Annotated in this window: 23 protein-coding genes and 1 pseudogene; 18 read left to right on the plus strand and 6 right to left on the minus strand. The window is 50.1% G+C overall.

What is annotated here, in order from left to right; all coding sequences use genetic code 11:
- The first annotated feature begins 146 nt into the window (after positions 1-146).
- The gene (lepB, locus tag BOO20_RS11150) at positions 147-983 is read left to right on the plus strand and encodes a signal peptidase I (protein WP_076792748.1); all 837 of its coding nucleotides are present in this window, start codon (positions 147-149) and stop codon (positions 981-983) included.
- Positions 984-985: 2 nt separating this feature from the next.
- Here the strand turns inward: lepB and BOO20_RS11155 are convergent, their stop codons facing one another.
- A complete protein-coding gene (locus tag BOO20_RS11155) occupies positions 986-1,405 on the minus strand; it encodes a hypothetical protein (RefSeq protein WP_076792750.1) in 420 nt (139 codons plus the stop codon).
- A gap of 112 nt (positions 1,406-1,517) precedes the next feature.
- Here BOO20_RS11155 and trpE point away from each other — a divergent pair, with 112 nt between their 5' ends.
- The 5 genes from trpE (at position 1,518) to tpiA (ending at position 6,212) form a co-directional block, all read left to right on the plus strand.
- Positions 1,518-3,008: an anthranilate synthase component I gene (gene trpE / locus BOO20_RS11160; RefSeq protein ID WP_006366161.1), complete on the plus strand. Its 1,491-nt coding sequence runs from the start codon at positions 1,518-1,520 to the stop codon at positions 3,006-3,008.
- 26 nt (positions 3,009-3,034) lie between these two features.
- Positions 3,035-4,549, plus strand: coding sequence for a DegQ family serine endoprotease (locus tag BOO20_RS11165; RefSeq protein ID WP_006366160.1), 1,515 nt, complete (start codon positions 3,035-3,037; stop codon positions 4,547-4,549).
- A 171-nt stretch (positions 4,550-4,720) separates the two neighbouring features.
- Positions 4,721-5,200 (plus strand): transcription elongation factor GreA, encoded by a 480-nt coding sequence (greA, locus tag BOO20_RS11170; RefSeq protein ID WP_006366159.1) that lies wholly within the window; start codon positions 4,721-4,723, stop codon positions 5,198-5,200.
- A 24-nt stretch (positions 5,201-5,224) separates the two neighbouring features.
- Complete coding sequence (locus tag BOO20_RS11175) at positions 5,225-5,449, plus strand: hypothetical protein (RefSeq protein WP_006366158.1); 225 nt, start codon at positions 5,225-5,227, stop codon at positions 5,447-5,449.
- 10 nt (positions 5,450-5,459) lie between these two features.
- Positions 5,460-6,212 (plus strand): triose-phosphate isomerase, encoded by a 753-nt coding sequence (gene tpiA / locus BOO20_RS11180; RefSeq protein WP_076792751.1) that lies wholly within the window; start codon positions 5,460-5,462, stop codon positions 6,210-6,212.
- Positions 6,213-6,299: 87 nt separating this feature from the next.
- On the opposite strand, the gene thiC is transcribed toward tpiA, so the two are convergent.
- On the minus strand, positions 6,300-7,985 hold the full coding sequence (gene thiC / locus BOO20_RS11185; RefSeq protein ID WP_076792774.1) for a phosphomethylpyrimidine synthase ThiC: 1,686 nt from the start codon (positions 7,983-7,985) through the stop codon (positions 6,300-6,302).
- 414 nt (positions 7,986-8,399) lie between these two features.
- Here thiC and BOO20_RS13185 point away from each other — a divergent pair, with 414 nt between their 5' ends.
- The 9 genes and pseudogenes from BOO20_RS13185 to BOO20_RS11225 all read left to right on the plus strand — a co-directional run bounded on the left by BOO20_RS13185 (position 8,400) and on the right by BOO20_RS11225 (position 19,139).
- Positions 8,400-9,065: a S1C family serine protease gene (locus BOO20_RS13185; RefSeq protein ID WP_233120974.1), complete on the plus strand. Its 666-nt coding sequence runs from the start codon at positions 8,400-8,402 to the stop codon at positions 9,063-9,065.
- Positions 9,066-10,016, plus strand: a complete 951-nt coding sequence (locus tag BOO20_RS13190) for a lipopolysaccharide assembly protein LapB (RefSeq protein WP_233120975.1) — start codon at positions 9,066-9,068, stop codon at positions 10,014-10,016. It begins immediately after the preceding gene.
- Positions 10,017-10,127: 111 nt separating this feature from the next.
- A pseudogene (locus BOO20_RS11195) lies at positions 10,128-11,119 on the plus strand (aliphatic sulfonate ABC transporter substrate-binding protein).
- A gap of 51 nt (positions 11,120-11,170) precedes the next feature.
- Positions 11,171-12,046, plus strand: coding sequence for a PstS family phosphate ABC transporter substrate-binding protein (locus tag BOO20_RS11200; RefSeq protein ID WP_076792753.1), 876 nt, complete (start codon positions 11,171-11,173; stop codon positions 12,044-12,046).
- Positions 12,047-12,175: 129 nt separating this feature from the next.
- On the plus strand, positions 12,176-13,780 hold the full coding sequence (locus BOO20_RS11205; protein ID WP_076792754.1) for a tetratricopeptide repeat protein: 1,605 nt from the start codon (positions 12,176-12,178) through the stop codon (positions 13,778-13,780).
- A gap of 34 nt (positions 13,781-13,814) precedes the next feature.
- Positions 13,815-14,177 (plus strand): hypothetical protein, encoded by a 363-nt coding sequence (locus tag BOO20_RS11210; RefSeq protein ID WP_076792756.1) that lies wholly within the window; start codon positions 13,815-13,817, stop codon positions 14,175-14,177.
- A gap of 93 nt (positions 14,178-14,270) precedes the next feature.
- Entirely contained in the window at positions 14,271-16,481 is a 2,211-nt protein-coding gene (locus BOO20_RS11215) for an ATP-dependent RecD-like DNA helicase (RefSeq protein ID WP_076792757.1), read from the plus strand.
- 332 nt (positions 16,482-16,813) lie between these two features.
- Positions 16,814-18,172 carry a BCD family MFS transporter gene (locus tag BOO20_RS11220; protein WP_083694669.1) on the plus strand — a complete coding sequence of 453 codons (1,359 nt, stop codon included), beginning with the start codon at positions 16,814-16,816 and terminating at the stop codon, positions 18,170-18,172.
- A 22-nt stretch (positions 18,173-18,194) separates the two neighbouring features.
- Positions 18,195-19,139: a radical SAM protein gene (locus BOO20_RS11225; protein ID WP_076792759.1), complete on the plus strand. Its 945-nt coding sequence runs from the start codon at positions 18,195-18,197 to the stop codon at positions 19,137-19,139.
- On the opposite strand, the gene BOO20_RS11230 is transcribed toward BOO20_RS11225, so the two are convergent.
- On the minus strand, positions 19,120-19,350 hold the full coding sequence (locus BOO20_RS11230; RefSeq protein WP_076792761.1) for a hypothetical protein: 231 nt from the start codon (positions 19,348-19,350) through the stop codon (positions 19,120-19,122). The two genes, BOO20_RS11225 and BOO20_RS11230, sit on opposite strands and share 20 nt — an antisense overlap.
- A 354-nt stretch (positions 19,351-19,704) precedes the next feature.
- Here BOO20_RS11230 and BOO20_RS11235 point away from each other — a divergent pair, with 354 nt between their 5' ends.
- Together BOO20_RS11235 and BOO20_RS11240 are read left to right on the plus strand one after the other, a co-directional pair.
- Positions 19,705-20,256, plus strand: coding sequence for a YXWGXW repeat-containing protein (locus tag BOO20_RS11235; protein WP_076792763.1), 552 nt, complete (start codon positions 19,705-19,707; stop codon positions 20,254-20,256).
- Between the two features lie 146 nt (positions 20,257-20,402).
- Positions 20,403-20,996 (plus strand): hypothetical protein, encoded by a 594-nt coding sequence (locus BOO20_RS11240; protein WP_076792764.1) that lies wholly within the window; start codon positions 20,403-20,405, stop codon positions 20,994-20,996.
- A 5-nt stretch (positions 20,997-21,001) separates the two neighbouring features.
- Here the strand turns inward: BOO20_RS11240 and BOO20_RS11245 are convergent, their stop codons facing one another.
- Complete coding sequence (locus BOO20_RS11245; RefSeq protein ID WP_040433737.1) at positions 21,002-21,430, minus strand: 6-carboxytetrahydropterin synthase; 429 nt, start codon at positions 21,428-21,430, stop codon at positions 21,002-21,004.
- Between the two features lie 318 nt (positions 21,431-21,748).
- Between BOO20_RS11245 and cysE the strand changes: the two genes are divergently transcribed.
- Positions 21,749-22,543 (plus strand): serine O-acetyltransferase, encoded by a 795-nt coding sequence (gene cysE / locus BOO20_RS11255; RefSeq protein WP_076792767.1) that lies wholly within the window; start codon positions 21,749-21,751, stop codon positions 22,541-22,543.
- A gap of 28 nt (positions 22,544-22,571) precedes the next feature.
- Here the strand turns inward: cysE and aroC are convergent, their stop codons facing one another.
- Positions 22,572-23,765, minus strand: a complete 1,194-nt coding sequence (aroC, locus tag BOO20_RS11260; RefSeq protein WP_076792769.1) for a chorismate synthase — start codon at positions 23,763-23,765, stop codon at positions 22,572-22,574.
- Positions 23,766-23,996: 231 nt separating this feature from the next.
- Positions 23,997-24,983 carry a porphobilinogen synthase gene (gene hemB, locus BOO20_RS11270; RefSeq protein WP_076792772.1) on the minus strand — a complete coding sequence of 329 codons (987 nt, stop codon included), beginning with the start codon at positions 24,981-24,983 and terminating at the stop codon, positions 23,997-23,999.
- Positions 24,984-25,191 lie beyond the last annotated feature (208 nt).

Here is a 25,191-nt window from a genome sequence, read left to right on the forward strand (position 1 = left end):
ATTTCGAGCACCACCCAACGCAGTAATCGGGTTTCGGAATAAATAAATAGAGGTGCCCAGAGGAGTTTGCGCAGGATTTTGCAGCAGATAGCGTCAAAAAAAAGAGAGTCCTTCCGAATGGGGGATTTTTACAACCAAAACACGATATGGCACTGAGTAATCAACCGGGTAAACCGGAAAAAAAACATTCACAGGAGTGGTTTGAAGCGCTGATTATTGCGGCAATATTCGCGACCGTGCTCCGTATTTTCGTCGTTGAATCCTATCGTATTCCTACCGGCTCAATGGAGAACACGCTGCTTGCCGGTGATTTTCTGTTTGTCAACAAATATGTTTACGGGCCGAAAATACCGTTTACCGATATTCGCCTGCCGGGTGTTGACGAGGTCAAGCGCGGAGATGTTATTGTCTTCAAATTTCCCAAAGACCGTTCAATGAACTATATCAAGCGTTGTGTCGCCATCAGCGGAGATACCCTTGAGATTCATAACCGTCAGCTTTCCATCAATAAAAAGCCGGTGGCTCTGCCTCCGGATGGTCAGTATATTTCAAGCCTTATACCTGCCGGTATTGGTGATGAGATGATCTTTCCGCAGTTTTCAAATTTCAACAAGGATAACTACGGCCCGATACGGGTTCCCCGAAAAGGAGATGTTATTGCGTTAAATGCACAGACATATCCGCTTTACGCAGCGCTTGTAGCCGATGAAGGTCATGATGTAAGCCTTCAGGGGAGGCTGGTTTTTATTGACGGCGCTCCGGCTGCGTCATATACTGTTCAGTCGAACTACTATTTTGCAATGGGCGACAATCGTGACAACAGTCTTGACAGCCGTTTCTGGGGGTTTCTGCCTGAAAAGGATCTGGTGGGTGAAGCGTTGATTGTCTACTGGTCCTGGAATCCGGATCTCTCAATATTTACCAACCCGGTTGGCAAACTCGCGTCGATTCGCTGGCAGCGTTCAGGGATGCTGATTCATTGAACTCAATGCGTTCCGGCAAGAATTTTTTCACAGACCTGCTCTGTTGATGCCTGGAGCGCACATTGGCTGAAGAGAATGTTTTGAAGATCGGGAGAGTTGATCTTCATGGATTTGATGGTGATTTTATCACCGGAACTACTTTTGGCACCGTCAACCGGAACCGTTGAGGTCAGCTCGATCTGATTGAGGGTGACCGAGTCGAAAATCAAACCGGCTTTGAGCGATTCGACCTTGATATGGAGGGAATTACCGGTTGCCCGGCTGAAGGAGAGAGCAAGATCCTTTTTATAATCTTTGTTCAGAAAGATGTTGGTAGAGAGATAAAGCAGCAGATACGCCATCGGAAACAGGATGCCGGGGGAGAGCATCAATGCTTTTAGCCAGTTAATCACGAAAGTTTTGTGGGGTAATCGGGGCTTCATGACTGCTCTGCCTTGCAAGCGGTTTCCAGGGTATGTTTCGTTTACCTGTTACGATACAAAATATTTCTCTTTATTGTGCTTTAACAAATAACCAATTTCGCAACACATAGTTATGCAAGCAGATCAACGGCATGCGCCCTATCTTCTCAAGCCGCTCTTCAAGGAGGTCCATGCCGACACAGAGACGCCGGTATCAGTCTATATTAAACTGCAGCGCCCCTTTTCCTGTCTGCTCGAATCGGTTGAGGGTGAGGAGCTTCTTGCCCGTTTCTCCTATATAGCCATTGATCCCGTTGCTATTCTCACAGGCTCTGTTGATGGCGAAAGCAGCATTGAAATTCTTGATGAAAAATTCAGTGACCTCCGCCGGATAGCTGCAGAGGAGACCGATCTGCGCCGGAAGATTGACGTCACCCTTGCTGCATTTGACACTGAAGAGATTCCTCGGAAGAAGAACGGTGCTCCCCAGATGATCACCTCGGGAGTGTTCGGCTATTTCGGTTATGATGCCATGCACCTCGTTGAACGGATACCTTCGCCTGAACTTGCCGATCCGGCAGGACTGCCCGATATTTTTCTCCTTTTCTGTGATACGCTGGTGGTTTTTGATAACATCATGCGCAAGGTCTTTATCGTTTCCAACTACCTTGACGAGACCGACAAACCTTCAGCACTCAAGAAAATAGAGCTTATTGCCGAACAGATGTTTCGTCCGCTGCAGCGTGAAGAGATTGCTTTCAGGCCTGAGCGTCCGGAGCCGGTTATTTCAAATACTGAGCGTGAAGAGTATCTTGGAAAAGTAGCCATTGCAAAGGAGTATATTTTGGCAGGGGATATTTTTCAGGTACAGGTGTCGCAGCGACTACGCCGTCATCTCAATACCCGCCCCTTTGATGTCTACAGGATGCTGAGAACGATCAATCCCTCGCCCTATCTCTACTACTTTAATATGAAGGAGTTCGAGATTGTCGGCTCATCACCTGAACTTCTCGTCAGGGTTGAACGTGACAGCAAGGGCAGGCGGATGGTTGATACCCGTCCGATAGCCGGAACAAGGCACAGGGGAAACAGTTTCGAAGAGGATGAGCGTATTGCCCTTGAGCTGCTGGCCGATGAAAAAGAGCGGGCCGAGCATCTCATGCTTATTGATCTGAGCCGGAACGATATCGGCCGTATAGCCAAAACCGGTACGGTTGAGACCAATGAGATGATGGTGGTTGAGAAATATTCCCATGTGATGCATATTGTCAGTAATGTTCGGGGTGAGCTTCGTGATGATCTGGGTACCATGGATGCTTTCTGGTCCTGTTTTCCTGCGGGTACGCTTACCGGAGCACCCAAGGTTCGTGCCATGGAGATCATCTACGAACTTGAAAAAGAGAAGCGAGGGCTTTACGGTGGTGCCGTGGGATTTCTTGATTTCAAGGGCAATCTCACGACGGCTATTGCAATCCGTACTATGGTAGTTGCCGATAACACCATCTATTTTCAGGCAGCCGGTGGTATTGTTGCCGATTCAAAACCGGAATCGGAATATGAAGAGACGATGAACAAGATGAAAGCAGGACTTACTGCCGTTGAAAATATTGAGGTATTTGAGTAACGATCAATACATTTTAAAGAGAACCGATGAGAAAGAAAAACACATTCATGAAATACCTGCTGCTGGTTTTTGCAGGTACGGTTGTTGGTGCGCTTGTTTTTTCCAATGTTGAGTTCAACGTTGCACTCAACGGCAGCAGCTTCTCCAACAGCCCCAGGTTTGCTTCGGCAAAAAACAGTATCGAGAGCTATCCGATTCAGTCGCTGCAAAGTTTCAATGAAGCGTTTGTGCAGATCGCCGAGTCGGCGACCCCTTCGGTCGTTACGATTTTCACTGAAAAGACCGTAAACCAGCAGATGGTTTCGCCATTCAGTTTTTTCGGCACTCCATTCGACGACTTTTTCGGAATGCCGAAGCGCGGTTTGCCGAATGGCCGTAAAGAGGTTCAGCGAGGTCTCGGCTCGGGAGTTATTGTTACCGATGACGGTTATATCCTTACCAATAATCATGTTATTGATGGCGCTGATGTCGTCTATATACGCACTTTCGACAATCGCAAGATTGCCGCGAAAGTTATCGGTAAGGACCCCAAAACCGACCTGGCGGTGATCAAGGTCAATGCAAAAGGGTTCAAGCCGATCCTGATCGGTGACAGTGACAAGCTCCGTGTCGGAGAGTGGGTTATTGCCATCGGAAGTCCTCTTGGGGAGAATCTTGCCAGAACCGTCACCCAGGGGATTGTCAGTGCCAAGGGCAGGGCCAATGTCGGCCTTGCAGATTACGAGGATTTCATCCAGACCGATGCGGCTATCAATCCGGGTAATTCCGGAGGTGCGCTGGTCAATATCAACGGTGATCTGGTCGGTATCAATACGGCGATTGCGAGCCGGACCGGGGGATTTGAAGGTATCGGCTTTGCGGTACCCTCCAATATGGCCAAAGCTGTTCTGATTTCGCTTATTAACTCGGGAAAGGTCACAAGGGGATATCTTGGAATAACAATCCAGGATATTGATGAAAATCTTGCCAAAGCCATGAACCTGAAGATGGGTGAAGGGGTGCTGGTAGGAACGGTGGTTGATGGCAGCCCTGCGGCAAAAAGCGGTGTAAGGACCGGAGATGTCATTCTTGATTTCAATACTATAAAGGTCAAAAGCAGTGTTGAACTCCGCAATGCCATCGCCAGAGAGACTCCCGGTACCATCGTGAAGATGAGGGTGCAGAGAGAGGGCAGTGTCAGACTTGTTTCGCTTCGTCTTGAAGCGCAGCCGTCAAAGGAGGTTGCTTCGGCAACACCGGCAGAGCGGGAAAAGGTAACAGCTGCACTTGGTTTCAACGCTGAGGAGCTTACTGCCGCACTGGCAGAGCGGCTGAACCTGAAGCAGGGAGCAGGCAGGGTGATTATTACTGCCATTGATCCCTCTTCCAATGCCTATACATCCGGATTGCGCAGTGGAGATATCATACTCTCAATCAATCGTCAGAGTGTGAGCTCATTCAGCCAGTACAGTGCGATTGTCAAAACTATCAAAGCCGGTAATATGCTTTTTCTGCTCGTTGAACGCGGAGGGAACCGGATCTATTTTGCGTTTAATGTGTAAAGTTGTTTTGCCTGAAGGATTAAGAGTTGTACATTGTACAGAAGTAAAGTCAGCAGCCGCGTAGCTGACTTTACTTTTTTTTGTTTGCCTGATGTTCCATTTGCCCCGTGCATAGAGTTTATGTCTATATGAGGTTGTTTTCCATTATTATCAACAAAAACAGCACAAGAGATGAGTGACAGAATTTACCTGACAAGAGATGGTTATAACCGGCTGAAAGAGGAACTGTATGTGCTGGTTCATGAAACGAGAAGGGAAGTTCTGGAAAAAATTGCGGAAGCAAGAGCACATGGTGATTTGAGTGAAAATGCGGAGTATGATGCTGCAAGAGAGGAGCAGTCACATACCGAAGCACGTATTGCCGATCTTGAAAACAAGCTTGCTTCAGCCACGATTCTTGATCCCAAACTGATCAAGACGGACAAGGTTTACATTTTGACCTCCGTCAAGCTGCGCAATCTTGATGATGAGAAGGAGATCATTGAATATACACTGGTCTCTTCCGAAGAGGCTGATACCGATCTGGGGAAAATTTCTGTACGCTCTCCTGTTGGCAGGGCGCTCATTGGAAAAGCCGTCGGTGAAAAAGTCGAGATCATGGTGCCGAAAGGGAAACTCCATTATGAGATCCTTGAAATTTTCGTTAAATAAAGTCCAACCTAAACCAGCTATCCCATGGGGAAACGTCAAATAATCTATCGTCAGGAGCGTATCGGCGGCAATCAGGAGCTGTTGAATCGCGAAGTCAATCTGGTGACCAAAGAGGCAAGAGTGTGGCACGGTAATGTTATTGCTGTCGGCAGCAACGATGTCGAACTCAAGGATGCCCGTTCAGGAAAACACCGTTTCAATGTTGATCAGATTGACCGGATATACTGTGATATAAAAACGAATTATTAATCTGCATCTTATGCGTCAGAAAATTGTTGTCGGCAACTGGAAAATGAACAATACCATTGCCGAATCGGCAGCACTTGCTTCAGAGCTTGTTGCCGCGCTTGGAAAAGGTTTTTCAGGCTGCGAAGTCGGTATTGCTCCGACCTATGTTGCCCTGCAGGAAGCCGGAAAAATTATAGCGGGCTCTGCTGTTCAGCTTGTTGCCCAGAACTGTCATTATGAAAATGACGGTGCATTTACCGGAGAGATATCGACCGGAATGTTGAAGGCTGTCGGCTGTTCATACGTTATTATCGGTCACTCGGAGCGTCGCCAGTTTTTCGGCGAAACCAATGCTACGGTGAATCTCAGAATCAAAAAGGCCCTTGCTGAAGGCTTGAAGGTTATTCTTTGCGTAGGGGAGACCCTTGCAGAGCGTGAATCAGAAGTTACTTCGAAAGTGGTCACCTCACAGGTTACCGAAGGCCTTGCAGGAATCAGCGATATCAGCACTGTCGTGATTGCCTATGAGCCGGTATGGGCGATAGGAACCGGAAAAACCGCATCCTCCGCACAGGCAGAAGAGGTGCATCTTCTTATCCGCAATACCATTACCAAACTATATGGTGATGCTGCAGCAGGCAAGCTTCGCATTCAGTACGGCGGAAGCGTCAAACCTTCAAATGCCGCAGAACTCTTTGCCATGCCGAATATTGATGGCGGGCTTATTGGCGGCGCAAGCCTCAATGCTGCCGATTTTGCCGCAATCATCAAGGCAGCATCGTAAGAGTAATCGAAGTTCAATACAATAAAAAAGGCGCTCTTTGTGGCGCCTTTTTTCCCGACTTCGTCCACTCAGTCCTTTTTCTGCTTTTCACTCCTGTGCGGTTGCCTCTTTTGACTTTTTCATGGAGCAGAAATCGGGGCCGCACATGGTGCAGAAATCGGGGTTTTTATCGGTTCTCCCGCTTGCGGCCATACTTGAGCGGTGCGATTCTCGTGTTTTTTCCGGGTCGAGCGAGAGGTTGAACTGATCTTCCCATGCAAATGCATACCGGGCCCTGCTCATCAGCTCGTCACGAAGCCAGGCAACGGGGCTCCCTTTGGCCAGATCAGCCGCATGGGCGGCAACTTTATGGGCAATGACCCCTTCCCGCACATCATTGCGGTCCGGCAGTCCGAGATGCTCTTTGGGTGTGACATAGCAGAGCATGGAGCAGCCGAAACTTGCTATCAGTGTTCCTCCTATAGCTGAGTTGATATGGTCATATCCGGCGGCAATGTCGGTTACCAGCGGTCCGAGCGTATAGAACGGAGCTTCATGGCAGTATTCGAGCTGTTTTTGCATATTCTCCTCTATCATATGCAACGGTACATGCCCGGGCCCTTCAATCATCACCTGTACATCAAACTTCCATGCCACTTTGGTCAGTTCACCGAGCACTTTCAGCTCTCCGAACTGAGCCTCATCGTTGGCATCGAGTATTGATCCCGGCCGAAGGGCATCACCAAGCGAAACAGCAATATCGTATGCCTGCAGAATCCGGCAGATCTCCTCAAAACGGGTGTAGAGAAAGTTCTCCTGTTTGTTGGCCTTGCACCATTTTGCCATGATCGAGCCGCCCCTTGATACAATACCGGTAAGGCGCTTTTCGGCAAAGGGGAGGTGTTCCCGCAGGATTCCGGCATGAATGGTAAAATAGTCTACGCCCTGCTCGGCCTGCTCAATAAGGGTGTCGCGGTATAACTCCCAGGTCAGCTCTTCAGCTTTCCCCCCTGCTTTTTCCAGTGCCTGATAGATGGGTACCGTGCCGATCGGAACAGGCGAGTTTCTCAGAATCCACTGGCGGGTCTGATGGATATTGGCTCCCGTGCTGAGATCCATCACCGTATCGGCGCCCCAGCGGCATGACCATACCGCTTTTTCAACCTCTTCGACTATTGAAGAGCCGAGTGCCGAGTTGCCGATGTTGGAGTTGATCTTTACCCGGAAGTTCCGGCCGATAATCATCGGTTCAAGCTCGGGATGATTGATGTTTGCCGGAATGATCGCCCGACCTGCTGCAATCTCCTGGCGGACAAATCCCGGAGTTATCGGTATATGCTTTTTCCCTCCCCTCGAAAATCCGGAAATCCACTGTTCCAGATTCTGGTTCTCCCTTATTGCGACATACTCCATCTCCGGGGTGATGACGCCGTTGCGGGCAAAGTACATCTGGGTGATCCCGCCTCCATCGAGGGCTTTGCGGGCTCTTCTTGCTGAAGATGTTGCTGTGGTGGAGACTACACTTTTGCCCTCCCAGAAGCTCCAGGTGTCACGAATCGGGGGAAGTCCCTTTTCCGGATCAATCACGAACGAAGGATCAGACCAGGGGCCGCTGGTGTCATAAAGAGGGAGTGAGGAGAACTCCATACCCCCGCAAGAATAGTTTCTGCTCAGCTTGAGCGTTCTCATTCCTACTTCAACAGGATGAAGCGTGCCAGTGACAAAAGTTTTTTCCGATTGCATTCCGTTAATGTGCAGATCCGGGCAGCATGCGTTTTCAGTAGCGTGGGTCATAGTTGAAGGGTTAAGCGGCAAGGCATAGCAGAAAAAAGATTCAGCACCCCAAGGCTGAGTATCTAACGGCACAATAGTTAAATCCATCATATTTTACAAATCAAGCAAAAGGGCTCTTTCGGGGAGAGGGGGTGAGTTCCTGTGATCGTCTTTTAGTGATAACTTTATAAAGCAAAGTCGATTAATTGAAAAAATCCGCATCTATTTACGTAAATTTTTTTATCGATATGATATCGACACAGATAAAGGCGCCCCGGATGGGGTGCTCAGGCGATTTGTCGAATACGCAGGAACAGATCAGCGAGCGACAAAACGGAGTAAAAACGGCTTTATCCCTGACGATTGATCGTGCATAGTCCGTTACCCGTGTAATTTTTTGTAGTTTTTTATCCAGGTAGTACTGAAGCATACTACATGAAAGAAAGCGTAAAACCGCTCTCTCTTTTACGGGCAGCTCCCAGGGTCATACGCGCTCTGTTTGATCGTGCAGGCCTGAGAAATGGTGACTGCAGGCGCCGCTGTGGTTCATTCCTCTCTGTTGCGCTTGTTATGGCACCCTCATATTCCTCTGTCGGAGCCAAAACCGCAGATGAGGTTTTCCAGGAGGTTTCCGGAAGTGTGGTCGTGATCCATAACTTTGATAACAAAGGCAAGATCCAGAGTTTCGGCAGCGGTATTCTCCTGCCATCCGGTCAGGTGGCGACCAACTTTCATGTTATTGAAAAAGCCGGAAAGCTGACGGTCAGTCTCCAGGGCAGGGAGTATCCGGCCACTCCCGGTTACATCGACCGGTTTCGGGATGTATGCTCTCTTGTGGTATCCGGCATGCAGGGTTCACAAATCGTCATGGGTGATACGAATTTACTGAAGGTAGGATCAAAAGTCTATGCGATAGGCTCACCGCAGGGGCTGGAGCTGACCTTCTCTGACGGCATAATTTCCGCCTTGCACGATGTGGACAAGGGCCACTATATCCAGACCACGGCACCGATATCCCAGGGCTCAAGCGGTGGAGGGCTGTTTGATGAAAATGCCCGTCTTATCGGTTTGCCTACCTATTTTTTCAATCAGGGTCAGTAGTTGAATTTCGCCCTGCCGGTTGAGTGGGTACTCGATTTGCGCAACCGGCATGCATTGCTCTCCAAAACCGGTTCGGTCGACAGTGAATGGGTGTACAGGGTGATAGCCCTGGAGGAGAAACAGGATTGGGGAGGGATTATCCAGTTGTGCATGAACTGGTCAAAACAGATCCCGACCAGCGCTGATGCCTGGGGTTATCTCGGGTTTGCCTATCTCCAGAAAGGAGAACTTGCTCTGGCCATTGATGCCTATCAGAGGGCAATACAAATCCGTCCGGATTATGCTCACTACTGGGCTGATCTTGGCGTTGCCTACAGCCGTGAGGGGCAGAAAACCAGACAGATAGAAGCCTATCTTCAGGCTGTAAGGATCAATGCCAACTATGCCCTGGGCTGGATCAATCTTGGTATCGCCTATTATCAGAATGGTGATCTGGAGAAGGCAATAGATGCTTACGAGCATGCGGTGCGCATTAATCCGGGTGATGCCTCTTCGTGGTTCAATCTGGGAACTATATGTCGTGATGCCGGTCAGTTCTCCAGGGCGGTTGAGTCGTTCAGGCATACGGTGCATCTCACACCCGGCAATGCACAATATTGGTTAAATCTGGGTGAGGTCTACGGGCTGGCTGAGCGGCGAACTGAACAGAGCGGAGCGTATAATCAGGCTCTTCGAATCAAGCCGGACTATGATGATGCCTGGGTCAGCCTTGCTGTCTCCTATGGAATTGCAGGCAAGGAGCCGGAGGAGCGGGATGCCTATCTGAACGCACTGCGTATTAATCCCGAACATAATACCGCGCTCTTCAATCTGGGTCAGGATTATCTGGAGCACAGCGAGCGGGCTCCCGCACGTGATGTTTATTCACGTCTGAAGCGGGTAAATCCGGAACTTGCTCAAATGTTCTTCAAAAACTATAATGCTATGCTGTTTCCTAAAACAGCAAAGTAGCGTTTCAGCCAGCAGGGGCGATCAAGGTTGTACGGGTGTTACGTTTTCTTAACGAGATAGCCTGAATGATTTTGCAGGCTTTAAACCGTAACTCAGGTGAGAAACAATGTAATGAATACTCGGGTACGAATAATCACCAAACAGATAGTCAGAGTTGTTTGCTTTATTAGCCAGATTCTGGTATTGCCTGTTACCTCCGATCTTGCAGCCTCACCACTGCCGACCGAGCTGAGGATTGATTACGCTGATTACAACCAGTTGAGTCTGGTATTGAAGAAATTAGGCTGGCTGGAGAAGGAGTTTGAAACTGACAAGGTGCCGGTTCGGTGGGTGTTCAGCGGTGGCAGTAATCTTGCGCTGAAGAATCTGCACGACAATCGTGTTGATTTCGGCTCCTCTTCAGGATTAAGTGCAGTATGGAGCAAAGCCAATGGAAACCCGCTCAGGACGGTCTACATGTTTTCACGTTCGGAGTGGGCAATGCTGCTTGTCCCCCGTGATTCCCGCATCAACTCGGTACCGGATTTAAAGGGCGAAAAAATTGCGGCAACTCCGGGTACCGATCCCTTTTTTTTCTTTTGCGGGCGTTGCATGAAGCGGGTTTACAGAAGAGCGATGTGGACATTGTTCCCCTGCAGCACGTTGAGGGGGGTATTGCACTCAACAGCGAGCAGATTGATGTTTGGGCAGGTTGCGACCCCTATTGCTCTTCAAGCCAGTTAGAGCGGGGAAACCGGGTGATATACCGTAATCCGCGTTTCAACAGCTACGGCTTTTTGAATACATCCGAGCGCTTTGCTGCCAACTATCCCGAAGTGGTGTCGCGTGTTGTCAAGGTATATGAGATGGTGCGCAGGTGGGCAATCCGCCATCCTGATGAGTTTGAGTTGATTTATGCTGATGAATCAGGGATATCGTTGCCGGTAGCTCAATTGGTGATGAGCAGGGTTGATATGACCAAATCCATAACGGGGATATCTGAACTCAAGAGCCTGAAGGATGCGGCACAGATTTTATTGGATGAAAATCTTGTTACAAAAGGGACAGATATGAACAAGGTGATCGATGAACTGGTTGATCCCGGTTTTATGCAAGGTCAGTGATCTGTTTTTTTGCAGGTAGTTATGCAATGCTCATGATATCTCTACACGATCATGGCCGGAATGAATAGCTCTATCCAGAAAATACTTTCTGGTGTTGCTCTATGCTGCATGCTCTTTGTGGCTTTTATTGATGCAGCCACTGCTGCAGATGGAGTTCTCCCCACCCCTTCAGGCCTGATTGCTGAAAATAAAATTATCACAGACGGAGCCCCACTGGCCGGTGTTATTGCAAATATTTTTGCGCTTGATTTTCTCAAAAGTGATGGCATCGATGTGCGGGTCAATGAGACTGATGCGGCTCGCGGCATTTACAGCCTGATCTTTAAAACCTGTGACATCGCCAACACGACAAGAAGGATTCACCCGGATGAGTTGGCTGAGGCAGGAAAATGCGGGATCAATCCGGTTGAACACCTTATTGCACAGGATGCCATCGCTATTGTTGTTCATCCGGCTAATCCCCTTACGGGCCTGACTGTCGATCAAATCCGCAAGATCTATGACGGTACCTACAGTAACTGGAAACAGGTTGGCGGGCTGAATCGTCCCATCGTGCGACTTCAGCTTGATCGCGCAAGCGGAACCCAGGAAATCTTCTCGGAACTGGTTATGAAAAAGCGATCGGTAACCCGGAGAACCGTAACACTGTTGAGTATTCGCTGGGTCAAAAGTTATATCACCACAACACCCGACGCCATCGGATTTATAGACCATGGTCTGGTTGACCGTTCAGTCAAGGCTCTTCCGGTCAATGGTATTGAGCAGTCATCACAGCACATCACGGACCATACCTATCCGCTCAGGCTTAATCTCTATATGTATACGAACGGTCAACCTTTCGGCGTTCTCAGGAGGTTCGTTGAATATGCAAAAACAGCTCAGGGTCGAGAGTCGCTCAGCGCGCACGGCTTTATTCCCGGTGATTGAGCGTCGGAAGGGAGTCTGTGCGCAAAAACGGTTTTGGCGCCATACAGATCAGACAAAAATGATGGATATGTATAAAAAAGTATCAATGACGGTCTCCTCCGGGCTCTGCGGGGTAATGATATCCGTCTGATGAAAAAGAGCGACAAACCTGACGCACTGCGGGTTGATTCCCGTGCAATGATGTTTTCAGGAGCCGGTATACTCCTTTATGCTATCCGTCTCTGTTGTGTATTGCTCTCTGTTGTTTCTGTTTTGGCCCTGCAACCGCTTCCGGCACTGGCAAAAACCGCGGCCGAAGTGTTTCGGGAAGTTTCGCCAAGTGTTGTTGTGGTTCATGCCTATGACAGTAACGGCAGGCTTCAAAGTATGGGGAGTGGCATTGTTCTGTCGACCGGACAGGTGGTGACCAATTATCATGTCATTGAAAAAGCAGCGCGACTGATGGTTATTTATCAGGGCCGGGAGTATAATGCCAAACCCGGCTATACCGACCGCTTCAGGGATGTATGCTCGCTTGTGGTTTCCGGACTACAGGGTTCGCAAATCACTTTTGGAAATACAAGTCAGCTCAGGGTAGGGGAGAAGGTCTATGCGATAGGCTCTCCGCAGGGATTGGAACTGACCTTTTCCGCCGGCATTATCTCGGGCTTGCGTGCTGTTGATAAAGGCTACTATATCCAGACAACGGCGCCGATTTCACTCGGTTCAAGCGGGGGTGGACTTTTTGATGAACATGCCCGCTTGATAGGCATCGCAACCTATTTTTTTAAACAGGGTCAGCAGTTGAATTTTGCACTGCCCGTTGAGTGGATACTCGATTTGCGCAACCGGCATGAATTGCTGTCTAAAACAGGTTCGGTCAACAGTGAATGGGTTTACAGGGTGATAGCCCTGGAGGAGAAACAGGATTGGGGAGGGATTATCCAGTTGTGCCTGAACTGGTCAAAACAGATCCCGACAAGTGCTGATGCCTGGGGTTATCTCGGGTTTGCCTATCTCCAGAAAGGAGAACTTGCTCTGGCCATTGATGCCTATAAGAGGGCAATACAGATTCGTCCTGATTATGCACACTACTGGGCTGATCTTGGGGTTGCCTACGGCCGGGAGGGTCAGTATGAAAGAATGATAGCGGCATACCGGCAGGCAGTAAGGAACAATAATGAATATGCTCTCGCATGGATCAATCTTGGAATTGCCTATATCCAGAATGGAAGCTATTTGCAGGCGGTCGAGGCATATCAGCAGGTGGTGAGGATAACACCCGGTGATGCCTCTTCCTGGTACAATATGGCAAGTGCCTATAGCGATGCAGGGTATTACCCGGAAGCAGTCGAAGCTTTCCGGCAGGCGGTGCATCTCTATCCCGGCAATACCCAATATTTGATTAATCTGGGCAGGGCTTATGGTCTGGCTGGTCAGCAGGCGAAACAGTTTGCAACATATAAGGAGGCTCTTCAGATCAAGCCGGATGATGCCGATGCATGGGTTTTCCTTGGTATTGCCTATGGTGAGTCCGGTCATGACACAGAAGCTCTCGATGCATACCGGAAGGCGCTTCTCATCAATCCTGATCATAATACGGCACTTTTTAATCTTGGAAAACATTATCTGGAACACGGCCATCAGCAGAAAGGGATGGAGTTATATTTTCGTCTGAAGCAGCTCAATCCGGAGCTTTCCCAGATCTTCTTCAACAGTTTTTACAAACAGATGTTTCCGAACAGCACCCGGTAAATGGTACTTTGTCAATTAAAAGATGTATAGCGAGATGAATGATGCTTTCAGAATAATGAACAGGGTTATCGGCCGGATTATTATTTGTATATCCCTGCTTTGCTCCATGCAGGTTTCGCCGGACCTTTTTGCTGCTCGACTGCCTTCAGTAGTGAGGGTTGATTATGCTGACTATAATCCCCTCAGTTTCGTACTGAAAAAATTCGGCTGGCTGGAAAAGGAGTTTCATGCTGATAACGTTGGTGTACAGTGGTTCTACAGCAGCGGAAGCAACTTGGCGCTCGAACATTTGAACAGCGGCACAATTGATTTTGCATCTGCGGCAGGATTATCTTCGGTGTTAAGCAGGGCTACCCTATGTGTTTCTTGTTGCATGCCCTATACAACCGCTTGTTGAAACTCTTTTTCCTGGCCGCAATAAGCGGTATATTCTCCCCTGTACTCCGCTCTTTTATCGAGCGCGAACCTTATCACCTAACCCTGCCGTTTCATGAGTGAGAGCAATTCCGCCAACACCGGTGAGGAACGGTTGAGCGGTGTGGTTGAAAAGGTGAGTTTTTTTAGCCCGGCATCAGGATTTGCAGTGCTTCGACTCCTTGTCAATGGTCAGCGTGAAGCGGTGACGGTTGTCGGGGTTGTGGCTTCAGTGACAACGGGGCAGCATGTTGAAGCGTTCGGTCTCTGGCAGAACGATAAAACGTGGGGTATGCAGTTCAAGGCAAGCCGTCTTGCGGTCATTCCCCCCGATACCCTTGAAGGGGTCGGCAAATATCTTGCCTCCGGTATGGTTAAGGGGATTGGCCCCCATTTTGCCAAAGTGCTCATCCAGGCCTACGGCATGGATGTTTTTACGGTTATCGAGACTCACCCTGAACGACTGCTTGAACTGCCGGGTATCGGGAGAAAGCGTCTGGAGCAGGTTGTTGCAGCCTGGTCCGAGCAGAAGGCTGTCCGGGAGATCATGGTGTTTTTGCAGTCTCACGGAGTAGGTACGGCCCGTGCGGTCAAAATCTACAGAACCTATGGTGAAGAGGCGATCTCGGTGGTCTCTTCCAATCCCTACAGGCTTACCCTTGATATTCAGGGGATTGGATTCAAAACAGCTGATCAGATTGCCCGAAACATCGGTATCGCTTCAGATTCTCCCTTGCGAGCGCGGGCAGGGGTTGCCCATGTTCTTCAGGAACTCTCTTTGGAGGGCCATTGCAGGGTTCCCGAACCGATGCTGCTTGAAGCGGCCAAACGTCTTCTCTCTATTCCGGTTCAGGTGCTTGAGCATGCCATAACTGAAGAGCTCTCCATCGGTACTCTTGTGCGAGTCGTGGACGGTGGTGAAAGCAGTTTTTATCTCGCGGCGCTCTTTCGAGCCGAGAGCCGGGTTGCTGACAGTATTCACCGGATTCTCAAGGGGAAACTTCCCTGGGGAACGCTGGAGCCGCTGAAATCCATTCTTGCTGCCGAAGAACACTCCGGGATTGAACTTTCAGACTCCCAGCGCAGTGCTGTGGCACTTGCCCTTACCAGCAAGCTGATTGTCATAACCGGCGGCCCCGGCGTTGGTAAAACCACCATTATTAACGCGATCCTTTCTCTACTCGGCAGCGGAGCATTGAAATTCGTTCTTTGCGCTCCTACAGGAAGAGCGGCCAAACGGCTCTCCGAAGCAACCGGACGTGAGGCCAAAACCATTCACCGTTTGCTTGAGTTTGATCCCCATGCAAACGACTTCAGGCGCACTTTCGGTAATCCCCTTGATGTAGATGTAGTCATTGTTGATGAAGCCTCCATGATCGACGTGGTGCTGATGAGCAAGCTGCTGGCAGCAATTCCGGATCATGCAGCGCTTATGCTTGCCGGAGATGTTGACCAGCTTCCCCCGGTCGGACCGGGATTTGTCCTTGCAGACATGATCAATTGCGGCGCCCTTCCTGTTGTAAGGCTTACCGAGATATTCCGTCAGGCACAAAGTTCCATGATCATTGTCAATGCCCACCGCATCAACAGGGGAGAGGCTCTGCTTCCGACCGGCAGGGCTGGTGACTCGGGCGAAGCTGAACTCTCTGATTTCTACGTTGTTCCGGCCCTGAGTACCGAAGATATTAATCGACGGCTGCTGCAGGTGATCATTGAGCGCATTCCCCTGCGCTTCAATCTTGATCCCATGAAAGATATCCAGGTGCTGACTCCCATGAACCGGGGCTCTCTTGGAACGAAGGCGCTGAATACCCTTCTTCAGGAAGCCCTGAATCCTCACCCATCCGGTAAAATCGTGCGTTTCGGCACCACCTATGCAGCAGGCGACAAGGTGATCCAGATGGTCAACAACTATGACAAGGAGGTGTTCAACGGCGATATCGGAGTTGTTTATACCGTAAACGAGGAGGATGATTCGCTCTGTGTCCGCTATGACGGAAGGGATGTGCCTTACGAATTTGGAGAACTTGACGAAATTGCACTGGCCTATGCCATCACCATTCATAAAAGTCAGGGGTCGGAGTACCCTGCAGTGGTGATACCGCTCTCAATGCAGCACTTTTCGTTGCTGGAACGGAACCTTGTCTATACGGCAGTTACCAGGGCGAGGAAACTTGTCATGATTATCGGTGAGCCGAGAGCGCTTGCCATGGCCATCGGCAACAAGCGCTCTTCCGAGCGGCTGACCGGTTTGACTGCCATGATTTCAGAAGGTTCCGAGTTGTGAGATCTCTCACTGCCTTCGAGATGATACGTTCGGGACTGTCAGTCAGAGAAAGAGTTTTAGCCACGAAACAGACGAAATTGCACGAAATGGTGTAGGGGCAATCCCTTGTGGTTGCCCTGATCTTTCTCTTCGTCGTTGCAGTCCTTGATCTCCTTGTTGTCCTCGTGCCATCAAGACATGGGGGATAAATGCAGACTCAGGAAAGGGCTTATTCCGGGGGCACCGGAGCGAGATCGTTCTGCTTTTTTGTTATATTGCGTCCGGAGTATTCCACGACATCAGTACATACAGAGCAACTCATCCGGCATTTCCCAAATTATCAGCGCTGTTTTATGAAGATAGTGAAGACATTGAACCTGGTACGTCTCTCCATGTTCCAGATGGGTTTAGGACTCATGCTTGGCTTCATTCAGGATATTCTGAACCGGGTCATGATCAAGGAGCTGCTCTTGCCCGCAACGATTGCACTCGGGCTTATCAGCCTCAAGGAGCTGCTTGCGATTTTCGGTGTCAAGGTATGGATCGGCAACCTTTCCGACCGGCTGAGTGTTTTCGGTTACCACAGGACACCCTACATCCTTCTCGGGCTGTTGAGCTGCATTGTTGCCTTTGTACTTGCCCCGACAGCGGCCTATGAAGTGAAGATAGGGGGAACCGCCTTCTCGGAGATGCTTCCGGCTCTTCTGACTGATGCGGGCCTCTGGAAACTCGCACTTATTTTCCTCATGTTCGGTTTCGGCCTGCAGGTCGCGACCACCTCCTATTACGCACTGATTGCCGATGTTGTGCCCGAAGAGCATATCGGCAAGGTCACCGGTGCAAGCTGGACCCTTATGGTTCTGACGGCTATTATTTCAAACTGGAACATCGGTAACTATCTGACGGTATATACTCCTGAACGGCTGACCGAGATGGCTGAAATCGGTGGTTTCATTACCCTCTTTTTCGGTCTGGTGGCCATACTTGGCGTGGAAGGCCGCAATGCGGAGGCCTCCGGGGGCAAGGGCAAGCACAGTATCAGTTTTGCCCAGTCGGTGCGCCTGCTCTCTTCATCGCCGAAGACCCTGCAGTTCGCCCTCTATATTTTTATCTCCATCTTTGCCCTGTTTGCCAACGAAGTTGTCATGGATCCTTTTGGTGCCGAGGTGTTCGGGATGCCGGTTTCCGCCACCACCAAGCTTTTCAAGCCGATGATGGGCGGAACCCAGCTCATTTTCATGGTGATTACCGGTTTTCTGCTTTCACGGATCGGTTTCAAGCGGGGAGCCTACTTTGGTAATACCTTCAGCGCGATAGGATTCGCCGTCATCATCGCTGCCGGTTTTATGCAGGATCAGACACTGCTTCGTGTCGGTCTTGTTGTTACCGGTATGGGTCTCGGTGCAGCAAGCGTTTCCAACATCTCCATGATGATGAACATGACGGCGGGGCGCAGCGGCATCTATATCGGTCTCTGGGGTACCGCCCAGAGCCTTGCCATCTTCATTGGCCACTCCGGCGCAGGGGTCATCCGCGATGTAATCTATACCCTCTCCGGCAACCACATGTTTGCCTATGCAGCCATATTTATGATCGAGATTATTGCCTTTACAGCATCGAGCGTTGTGCTGCCCCATATTTCAAAAGAGGCTTTCGAGGCCGAGAGCGAAGCGAAAATGTCGGAATTCGCCAGTACAGCGAAGGCCGGTTGAAGGAACAAGGGAATCACCCATCATGAAATACGTTTTTGGTCCGGTATCATCAAAGCGCCTCGGTCAATCGCTTGGTGTTGATCTGCTTCCTCCGAAAAGCTGCACCTGGAACTGTCTCTACTGCCAGCTTGGAAAAACCAGAGCCTTTGTTTCCGACCGGAAGGAGTTTTTTTCGCGTGAAGCGGTGCTTGAGGAGATACGCCGGGCGCTTGAAGTCAATACCGCACTTGACTGGATTACCTTTGTCGGTTCCGGTGAAACCATGCTCTACAAGGGGATTGGCTGGCTGATCACTGAGGTAAAAAAACTCACCACGGTACCTGTTGCGGTCATTACCAACGGATCGCTCTTCTCTCTTCCCGAAGTTCGCCGGGAGCTGCTTGAGGCAGATGCGGTGCTCCCTTCTCTCAATGCCGGTTCGGAGGCTCTGCACAACCGGATCGACAGACCGGCAGCAGGCCTTACGTTCAACAGGCATATTGAGGGACTTGCCGCATTCAGAAAGGAGTATCAGGGCCGTCTCTGGATTGAGGTGATGCTGCTCGGAGGGATCAACGACTCCGATGAAGCGCTTTATGATCTTGCCGCAGTTCTCAAGGATATCAATCCCGATATGGTTCATCTGCTTCTTCCGACCCGCCCGGCTCCCGAAGAGGAGGTCCATCTCCCCTCACCGGAGAGGATTCAGCGTGCTATCGCGATTCTCTCGGAGGTTGTAACCGTTGTTGATCCGGTTAAAGGGAGCATGAACCTGCAGGGTGCATCCGATCTTCTCAAGGCGGTTACCGCCATTGCCACTCGCCATCCCATACAGCAGCGTGAACTGGAGAAAGCAATTGCCGACTGTTTTGAGGGCGACAGAGATAAAGCCGGCAGGGTAATGGAGGAACTGCTCGAAACCGGAACATTTACGAAGGTTGAGCATGCCGGAGAGATCTTCTGGACGATCAGGGCGGAGTCTGTCTGACAGAAAAAAAACCCGGAGCTTGCCGGGCTTTTTGATTCATGCTCTGGAGAATAGCCGTTGACCCAGGTGTTTTATTATCGCTCTCCGCCTCTTCTCTCCTGCTCCCGACCACCCTCATGACCTCGTTTATCGTTATCTCGCCGCTCTCCTGACTCCCTGCGCTCTTCATGACGGCGGAAGTCCCGGTGGTGGCGCATTCCATGATCGTCATACCAGTAGGCGCTGCTGCAGCCAGTTAATGCTAAAAGGAGAGTGAGTACAACGGTTTTTTCATGACAAGCTCCTGTGATTTCATGTGACCTTTTGATTCTCAGACCGTAGTGTGCGTAAATATAATCAGGAAAAATCCGCCATAACAGGCATCTCTCTCTTTTTTGGTAAAACGGCAGTGATGGATCAAGAAGCGTAACGGTTTGTTTTTTTATTGAAAGAGACGCGCAGGAAATAACTTCCAAAGAGCGTCATAACTGTTATAAACCCGGAATACCCTGGTTTATAACACACTCAGAAACGAAAGAATACCGTTGTTGGCATCACTCAATCATTGGTAAACAGGAACATCACTATGAAAAAACAGATCTGGCTGGCGGCAGGAGTTGCATGCATGCTTTTCGCTCAACCCGCTACGGAAGCAAAAGCGGAAGTAAGTATTCATATCAGTGCGGGGGAGCGGGTTCCGGCTTTTGCTCTTGAAAGGCGGCCAAGCTTTATTGCGCTGCCCGGTCGCGGATTTTCGGTATCGGTAGGTATCCCTTATGATATCATCTCTTTCGGAAATCTCTACTACATCTATCAGGACGGCTACTGGTACAACTCTCCGACCTATCGTGGCCCATGGGTCATTGTCAGGGATCACAATCTCCCCTACGGGATCAGACGTCATCGCATGGATGATATAAGAAGATATCGTGACATCGAGTATCGCCGGTATGACCGCCGCCATAACGACAATCGCAGGTTCGACAGAAATGGCCGGTACGACAGATACAATGATAACCGGGGATTCAATCGCAACGATAACAGGTACAGCGAGAACCGTCAGGTGAGCGGAAATGACCGTAATAATGACAATCGCCAGGGCGAGGGGAATAATCGAAACAACGATAACAGACGTTAAGAGAGGGTAAGCGATTTCCGCAATGCGTTTACCGTTCTGACAAGAGCAAAAGCCGGGCGGGTAGTACCGGCTTTTTGCCTGCCGGTTCCGGAGTGTAACTATTGAAACGGTAAAGGGGCGTTAAACCAGATAAAAAAGGGGAGAGCATGAGACTGAAGGCACTCTGTATAGCGATGCTTATGGTGTTTATTGCGATGGAGGCAGGAGCTGAAAGCAAAGTTGGAGCGTATAGCATCGAGACTGTTGAAAACCACGCAAGGGTAAAAAGTTTCAGGTATCAATCGTACGACGAGTGCTATCTGGACGCCGGGGATCGGGCTAACAGTGAACGACTCACCCGCCAGAAAACGGACGAGATCCTCTCCCTTGTGCCAAAAGGAGGAGCTGTTGTGGTTGAGCTGCTCGGGGCTGAATGGAGAATGGCAAACGGAACCAACTGGACCTTTATTGTTGCCGACCAATCAGGTAATCTCCTTTTTCGCTCAAAAGGGCATCATTACATTGAGCCGCCTCCGGCTTTTGAAACAACAAAAACCGTTGTTAAAACCCGTCACCGCGTGATTGTTAAACATGAAGAGCGAGCGGTAGCTCCGGAAAAGACGGCTTTCGGCGACCGGGTATATGTTGTCAGTGATACCATTGAGATCCCTGTTGCTCTGCCTGCAACCTTCAAGGTCATTGTTCTTGACAACATCAATAACAAGCGATGTACCTGGGTGTTGACGAAAACAGGATATTAACCCGGTTATTCCCCTTCGTACTCTGCCCAGTTATTCGGAGTTTCGTACCAGCGGATCTGTTTAAGCGCAACGCCTTCCGGCAGGTTACAGCGGATCTGGTTGAAGGCCCATTTTGCCAGACACTCGGCCGTAGGCGGTTCTTCGGTTACAAGAACCCTCGAATTGCGTTTCAGAATAAAGTCGAGATCTTCATGGTCATGCTTCCAAACCGCAAATCCGTGATCAAGTTTGTCGTGGATATGCTCCACCATAACCTCTTTCAGAAACTTGAAATCCATCACCATCCCTTCCTCTCCGTCACCCTCCCGGTCGATCAGTCTCCCTTCGACGGTGGCAACAACCACACCACGGTGGCCGTGCAGCTGATTGCAGAATGAAAAGCTGTTGGGCAGTGTATGGCCGTAATCAATCTCGATTTTTCGTGAAATACGCATCGGGTTGGTAAAAAGATTCGCTTTTTCTTTTTCTCTGTAGCATGCAAAGTGTACGCAAAAAAATGGTTTTTAGCGAATCTTCCCGTATTGTGCGTTTATTCTGCATGCAGGCAAATGCTCAATTCGCCATAACCGGTTTCCATTCAGGTTTTGGTGCGTAAAACCCCTGTTTTTTTATAACTTCCGGAGCTGTAGCTGTTTCGGCCATGAACCTTTTGAGAGAGTTCACGGTATTACAGTAGAGATTATTGCTCCCGGTGTCGGATAGCCCGGGATTTCCGGAATTATTTATTGCGGTACGGAGCCGCATGTATACCTATGGCAGCAGACATTAAACAGATCTGGTCGGAAATTGTCCGGGAGGCTGCAAGCGAGTGCCTTCGTGATCCTGAAATAAAGATTTTTCTTGAGCAGCATATTTTGCGCTTTGATGATTTTGGCTCATCGCTCGCAATGCTGCTTTCCGTAAAGCTTGGCTCGAAGCACTTTCCTCCGTTGGTCCTGCAGGGGCTTTTTGACCAGTTTTATCGTCAGTGCCCCGAGCAGGTCGAGTATGCCGTATATGATCTTGAGGCAACGCAGCAGCGTGATCCTGCGGCGGTACACTTTTTTGAGATCATGCTCTTTCTGAAAGGGTATCAGGCACTACAGGCCTACCGGCTGGCACACTGGTTATGGATGCAGGGGCGCAAGACCATGGCCTATTTTATCCAGAACCGAATGTCGGAGGTTTTTGCTGTTGATATTCATCCGGCGGCAGTGATCGGAAAAGGTATTTTTCTGGATCATGCAACCAGCCTTGTTATTGGTGAAACGGCAGTTGTTGATGATAATGTATCGCTCCTCCATGAGGTGACGCTTGGCGGTACCGGCAAGGAGAGCGGAGACCGGCACCCGAAGGTTCATAAATCGGTCATGATCGGCGCCGGAGCAAAGATTCTTGGTAATGTTGTAATCGGAGAAGGTTCAAAGGTCGGGGCCGGAAGTGTGGTCCTTGATGATGTTCCGCCGCACTACACGGTTGTCGGCGTTCCGGCCCAGATTGTCGGCAAAACAGAGGTGCAGGAGCCGGCTCTCGATATGAACCAGAGAGTTGATCCGGCCAAACCGTGAATATGTTCAGGACACCTCCCAGGGAAACTCAGGCCCGGAAGGTGTTCAGTATACTTTTCCGATATCGATCAAGCCTCTCTTTGATCTCCTCAAGATGATCCCCTCCGAGTTTTTCAAGCAGGGCATTGGCTATGACCGGTGCCACAACCGCTTCAGCCACCACTCCTGCAGCAGGGACAGCGCAGGTATCACTGCGTTCAAAGCGTGAAAGCGTCGGTTGCAGTGTTTCAAGATCAAAGGATTGAAGGGGAGTGACCAGCGACGAGATCGGCTTCATTGCGGCCCGAAGATGAATGGTCTGTCCGCTTGACATGCTGCCTTCAAGTCCGCCTGCCCGATTGGTTTTTCTCTGAACTCCGTTTTCCCCGGAAAGGTGAAATTCATCGTGTACCTGTGAACCGGGTTTCCGGGCATTTTCAAATGCCGTTCCTATCTCCACGCCCTTGATGGCCTGGATGGAGATGATTGCGGCAGCAAGCGCCGCATCAAGCCGCCGGTCGTGCTGGACATAAGAGCCAAATCCCGGGGGGACTCCTGTGATGAAAATCTCGATGATTCCTCCAAGGGTGTCTCCCTGCTCTTTTGCAGCGTCTATTGCGGCAAGAGCAGCGGTTTCTGCCTGCCTGTCGAGCATTCTTGCCGGTGAGCGGTCAGCCTCTGCTGAAACCGTTTCTGCTCCTTTTTCGAGGAGCGAAGCAAGCTCTGGATGGAGTGCCGGTTCCGATGCCGGGCCGATGGCTGAAATATAGCTGCCGATCTCTATACCGAGTGAACGGAGAAAGAGGCGGGCAAGGGTTCCAGAGGCAACCCGTGCGGCAGTTTCACGTGCCGAAGAGCGTTCGATAACCGGACGGATATCGTCAAAACCATATTTGATCCTTCCTGCCAGATCGGCATGGCCCGGTCGTGGAATGGTGATTTTTGCCGGTGCTGCATCAGGTTTTTCAAACTGGGCCATTGTTGTTGTCCAGTTCTCCCAGTCGCGGTTTCTGATGACCAGTGTTACCGGTGAACCGATGGTTTTGCCGAACCGTACGCCGGAGAGCACTTCAGCCTTGTCGGTCTCGATTTTCATGCGTCCGCCCCGCCCGTGCCCCTGCTGGCGGCGTGCCAGTTGTGCGTTGATCTCTTCAGGTGTTACCGGAACGCCTGCGGGCAGTCCTTCGACTATGGCCGAGAGCGCGGGGCCGTGGGATTCACCGGATGTAAAGTATCGTATCATAAGTATAAGGTATGGGCACCTCTATTTATTTGTTCCGAAACCCGATTACTGCGTTGGGCGGTGCTCGAAATCCTCATGTACTCCGTGTACACTCCGGTTTCTCTGGCTCCAACCGCCTTGTTCCCGGGCTTCTCACGATAATTAACAGAGGTGCCCGTATTAAAAAGCCCGGCTGTACGATAAGCAAACAGCCGGGCTTTTTGACGTTGGATCATCTCTTTTCAGTGTAGCTCAACGAAGTAATTTGGCAGCCTCTTTGGCATAGTAGGTAAAGATAAGGTCGCCGCCGGCGCGTTTCATGCAGAGAAGCGACTCCATCATTACCCGTTTTTCATCGATCCATCCACGTTCTGCAGCAGCCTTGACCATGGAGTATTCGCCCGAGACGTGGTAGATGGCCACAGGAACATCGAAGCGCTCTTTGGTGCGCCAGACGATGTCAAGATAGGCAAGACCGGGTTTAACCATGACGATATCAGCACCTTCCATGATGTCGAGTTCAATCTCTTTCATCGCTTCATCGGTGTTGCCGGGGTTCATCTGATAGGTTGTTTTATCTCCGAACTGGGGTGCGGAGTGCAGGGCATCGCGGAAGGGGCCGTAGAAGCTCGATGCGTATTTAGCCGCATAGGAGAGAATGCCGATATCGGAGAAGCCTGCATCGTCAAGCGATTCGCGGATGGCGCCGATACGGCCGTCCATCATGTCGCTCGGTGATACGAAATCAGCTCCGGCATTGGCATGGGAGATCGCCATTTTACAGAGTACTTCGACGGTTTCGTCGTTGAGTATGATACCGTCCCGTACCAGACCGTCATGGCCGAAAGGGGTGAACGGGTCGAGCGCAACATCGGTCATGATGCAGAGATCAGGCACCTTTGCCTTGATTGCACGCAGCGCCTCCTGAATGATACCCTTTTCGTTATATGATTCGCTGCCATCCTCGGTTTTCTGTTCGGGAATACCGAACAGGTCGATGCACTGGATTCCAAGATCCCAGAGCTCCTGGCACTCTTTTACTGCTTTGTCGATGGAGTAACGGAAGCTTCCGGGCATGGAGGTTACCTCTTCAACAACATTGGTTCCAGGGCAGACAAAGAGCGGATAGACAAGATCGTTGACCGTCAGAGTTTTTTCCTGCACAAGGTTTCTGATCGCGGCAGATTTGCGCAGTCTTCTTGGGCGGTGGACAATATTGAGTAAATCGAGCTGGCTCATGGATGAAGACGAATTAGGGTTTTAAAAAGCCAAAAATAGTAAAATCCATGAACTTCCGGAAGCAATACCAAGAAATACCCCCGGTTATGGCGTTGTTCCACTGTTCAGGAGGGGAAGAAAATCGTGGTGAATATTTTTAAAAAAAAGATCACTAGTGTCCGGTTGTTGAAAAAATAAATCCTTGTAAACTATTATAAAATTGTGGTAT

The sequence above is a fragment of the Chlorobium sp. KB01 genome (genome assembly GCF_001975465.1).
Classification (GTDB): Bacteria; Bacteroidota; Chlorobiia; order Chlorobiales; family Chlorobiaceae; genus Chlorobium.